Source organism: Desulfuromonadales bacterium (assembly GCA_035620395.1).
Classification (GTDB): Bacteria; Desulfobacterota; Desulfuromonadia; order Desulfuromonadales; family DASPGW01; genus DASPGW01.
On sequence record DASPGW010000133.1, the window covers coordinates 1 to 4,548 of the forward strand.

Below are 4,548 nucleotides of genomic sequence, written 5' to 3' on the forward strand. Positions count from 1 at the left end.
TACCGGAATCCGTCGGCAACGGCGGAGACGATCCGCGACGGCTGGCTGTATACCGGGGATGTCGCCCGGATCGACGACGACGGCTTCGTCTACATCGTCGACCGCAAGAAGGAGATCATCGTCACCGCCGGCGGCAAGAACATCGCGCCGCAGCCGATTGAAAACGAGCTCAAGCTCGACAAGTACATCTCCCAGGCGTTCGTTTACGGCGACCGCAAGCCCTACCTGGCGGCGCTGCTGACCCCCAACCTCGAACGGCTGCTGGAGCTGGCCCAGCAGGAGAAACTCAACTACTTCGACGTGGAGGACCTGGTTTCCAACCAGCGGGTGCGGCGGCTGTTCGAGGAGCGGATCCGGCAGGTGAACCAGGGGCTTCCCTCCTATGAAACGATCAAGAAGTTCGCGATCCTGCCGCACGACTTTTCCATCGAAGGGGGAGAACTGACCCCGACCCTGAAGCTCAAGCGAAAAGTGATATATGATAAATACCGGGAGCGGATCGAGGGGCTTTTTCTTGATGACGCCCCCGGTGCCAACGGCCAGGAAAAAATTCAGAATGGAGGCAAGAGATGAGGCAGATCAAGCGGGTGGGCGTGATCGGTGCGGGGGTGATGGGAGCCACCATCGCGGCGCACCTCGCCAACGCAGGCCTGGAGGTTTTGCTGCTCGACATCGTCCCGCGGGAGTTGACCGGCGAAGAGAAGGAGAGGGGGCTTACCCTGGAGAGCCCGGCGGTGCGCAACCGCATCGTCAACGGCGGGCTGGAGGCGGTGGCCAGAATGAAGCCCGCGGCCTTCTACCTCAGGGAATACGCCCAGCGGGTGAACACGGGCAATCTGGAGGACGACGCGGCCAGGCTCAGGGAGTGCGACTGGGTGGTCGAGGTGGTCCTCGAGAACATGGAGGTCAAGAAGAAGCTCTTTGCCGAGAAGGTGGTGCCGAACCTGGCCGCGGGGGCGATTCTCTCCACCAACACCAGCGGCCTGTCGGTCAACGAGATGGCGACGGCGCTGCCGGAGGCGGTGCGCCGGTACTTCCTGGTCACCCACTTCTTCAACCCGCCGCGCTACATGCGGCTGCTGGAAGTCGTCGGCTGCCGGGAGACCGACCCGGCCCTGCTCGCGGCGATGGCCGACTTCCTCTCCAGGCGTCTCGGCAAGGGGATCGTCTACGCCAAGGACACCCCCAACTTCATCGCCAACCGCATCGGCGTCTACGCCATCTACAAGTCGATCCGGCATATGCTGGAGATGGGGATGACCGTGGAGGAGGTCGACGCGGTGGCCGGGCCGGCGACGGCCCGCCCGAAGAGCGGCGCCTTCCGTACCGCCGACCTGGTCGGCATCGACACCCTGATGCACGTCGGCAACAACTCCTATCAGCTGCTCGCTGACGATGAGGAACGCGACGTCTTCCGGGTGCCGGAGTTCATGGCCGGGATGGTGCAGAAGGGGCTGCTCGGCAACAAGACCAGGCAGGGGTTCTACCGCAAGGAGAAGGGGGAGGGTGGCAATCAGACCTTCTACTACGACTACGGCAGCGGTGAGTATCTGCCGTCGGTCCGGCCCAAGTTCGCCTCCGTCGAGGCGGCCAGGCAGGTCGACGATCCCGCCCAGCGCCTGAAGATGGTGGTCGGCGGCAGCGACAAGGCGGCCGATTTCGCCTGGCGCAGCCTGCGCGACACCCTGATCTACACGGTGAACCGCATCCCCGAGATCGCCGACGACATCGTCAACGTCGACAACGCCATGCGCTGGGGCTTCAACTGGGAGATCGGCCCCTTCGAGATGCTCGATGCCCTCGGCGTGGCCGCCTTCTGCGAGCGGGCGGCCAGAGACGGCGTCCGGGTTCCCGAGTCCCTGAAAAAGGTCGAGCGCTTCTACAGGTTCGATGGCGGCAAAAAGTATTTCTACGACCTGCTGGCCGGCGAGTACCGCGAGGTCCCGGCCTCTCCCGACCGGATCAGCCTCGATATCCTCAAGCGCGCCGGCGGCGTGGTGGAGAATAACGCCAACTGCTCCATCGTCGACCTGGGGGACGGGGTGTTCGGCTTCGAGTTCCACTCCAAGATGAACGCCATCAGCGGCGACATTCTGGCCATGACCCACAAGGCGGTCAGGCGCGCCGAGGAGGAGGGGATCGGGCTGGTCATCGGCAACCAGGGGGCGAACTTCTCCGTCGGGGCCAACCTGATGATGCTCGCCGTGGCCATCGCCGAGGGGGCCTGGGACGACGTGAACATGGCGGTGCGAGCCTTCCAGAAGGCGACCATGGCGGTGAAGTACGCCAAGGTGCCGGTGGTTGCCGCGCCCTTCGGCATGACCCTGGGCGGCGGCTGCGAGTTCTGCCTGCATTCCGACGCCATCAATGCCCATGCCGAGACCTACATGGGGCTGGTCGAAATCGGGGTCGGCCTGCTGCCGGCCGGCGGCGGCACCAAGGAGATGGCGATCCGCGCCATCCGCCTGGCCGACCGCTTCGAGACCGATGTCTCCCCCTTCATCTTCAAGAATTTCCAGAACATCGCCATGGCCAGGGTGTCGACGGCGGCGGACGAACTCTTCGGCATGGGCTACCTGGACGCGGGGGACGCCATCAGCATGAACGTCGACTGCCTGATCGCCGACGCCAAGCAGAAGGTCATCGCCCTGGCCCGCAACTATCGGCCCGGGGGGCCCGAAGAGAACCTCAAGGCGCCGGGGAAAAGCGTGGCCGCCAGCATCAAAAGCCAGCTCTGGAACATGCAGATGGGGGGCTTCATCACCCCCTACGAGGCCGAGATGGGCGGCATCATCGCCGGCGTCATCACCGGCGGCGACGTGCCGGCGGGGACCTTGATCTCCGAGGCGTATCTGCTCGAACTGGAGCGCGAGGGTTTCCTCAAGCTCTGCGGCAACAAAAAGACGGGCGAGCGGATCCAGCACATGCTGAAAAAGGGGAAACCGCTGCGGAATTAGCGTGATCGGTCATGTAGGGGCGAGGCGATGCCTCGCCCTGGGCGACCCAGCGAGTCGCCCCTACACCCATATACATCGGAGAAGATAATCATGAAAACAGCATATATTCTCGCCGCCTACCGCACCCCCGGCTGCCGCGCCAAGCGCGGCAAGTTCAAGGACGTGCGTCCCGATGACCTGGCGGCGGCCGCCCTCCGTGGGCTGGTCGAGCGCACCGGGATCGATACGGGCGAGGTGGAGGACGTGATTCTTGGCTGCGCCTTTCCGGAAGGGGAACAGGGGATGAACGTTGCCCGGGTGGCGGCGATGAAGGCGGGCTTCCCCTTCCAGGTGCCGGCGCAGACCGTCAACCGCTTCTGCTCCTCGGGGCTGCAGTCGATCGCCCTGGCCGCCGAGCGGATCATGGCCGGCTTCGCCGACTGCATCGTCGCCGGCGGCGTCGAGTCGATGACGGCGGTGCCGATGGGCGGCAACAAGTACAGCGCCAACCCGGCCCTGGTCGCCGAGTGGCCCGAGTCCTACTCTTCGATGGGGATCACGGCAGAACTGGTCGCCGCCAAATACGGCATCTCCCGCGCCGACCAGGATCGCTTCGCCCTCGCCAGCCACCAGAAGGCGGCGGCGGCCATCGCGGCGGGCCGCTTCGCCGAGGAGACCATCCCGGTCGAGATCGAGAACGTGACCCTCGCCGCCGGCAAGATGAAGAAGAGCCGGGAGACGGTCGCCGTCGACGATGGCGTGCGCGCCGACACCACCCTGGAGAGCCTGGCGGGGCTCAAGCCGGCCTTCAAGGTGGACGGCAGCGTCACCGCCGGCAACTCCTCGCAGATGACCGACGGCGCGGCGGCGGCGCTGGTCGTCTCGGAAGACTATCTGAAGCGGCTCGGCAAGGACCCGCTGGCCCGCTTCATCGCCTTCGCGGTGCGGGGCGTCCCGCCCGAGATCATGGGGATCGGCCCCATCGAGGCGATCCCCGTCGCCCTCCGGATGGCCGGTCTCAAGCAGGCGGACCTCGGCCTGATCGAGCTCAACGAGGCCTTCGCCGCCCAGTCCCTGGCCATCGTCCGGGAACTCGGCCTGAATCCCGACATCATCAACGTCAACGGCGGCGCCATCGCCCTGGGTCACCCCCTGGGCTGTACCGGCGCCAAGCTGACGGCGACGCTGCTCGCCGAAATGGGCCGCCGGAAGGCGCGCTACGGAATGGTCTCGATGTGCATCGGCGGCGGCATGGGCGCGGCGGGGATCTTCGAGAAACTGTAGGGGCGACCCTTGTGGTCGCCCTGAACCGGGCAGGCACTAGGCCTGCCCCTACAAAGACAAAAACCATGCGAGGTGAACCATGGCTGAGAGGATTTTCAAGGGCGGGGAGTACCTGGTCGCCGAGGCGACCTGTAAGGAGGTATTCACCCCGGAGGACTTTACCGACGAGCAGAAGCAGATTGCCGAGACGACCGAACAGTTCGTCACCAACGACATCCTGCCGCACGCCGAGGAGATCGAGCAGCAGAATTTCGACCTGGTGGTCGAGGGGATGCGCAAGGCGGGCGAGCTGGGGCTGCTGATGATCGACGCGCCGGAGGAGTACGGC

General features: G+C 65.4%; 4 protein-coding genes. All 4 read left to right on the forward strand.

Annotated features, from left to right (window positions below; genetic code table 11):
• The coding region (locus VD811_07295; GenBank protein ID HXV20775.1) for a long-chain fatty acid--CoA ligase at positions 1-573 on the forward strand (573 nt) is incomplete at its 5' end.
• Positions 570-2,957 carry a 3-hydroxyacyl-CoA dehydrogenase NAD-binding domain-containing protein gene (locus VD811_07300; protein ID HXV20776.1) on the forward strand — a complete coding sequence of 796 codons (2,388 nt, stop codon included), beginning with the start codon at positions 570-572 and terminating at the stop codon, positions 2,955-2,957. The genes VD811_07295 and VD811_07300, both read left to right, overlap by 4 nt.
• 90 nt (positions 2,958-3,047) lie before the next feature.
• Positions 3,048-4,220: a thiolase family protein gene (locus VD811_07305; GenBank protein ID HXV20777.1), complete on the forward strand. Its 1,173-nt coding sequence runs from the start codon at positions 3,048-3,050 to the stop codon at positions 4,218-4,220.
• A 79-nt stretch (positions 4,221-4,299) separates the two neighbouring features.
• The coding region (locus VD811_07310) for an acyl-CoA dehydrogenase family protein (protein HXV20778.1) at positions 4,300-4,548 on the forward strand (249 nt) is incomplete at its 3' end.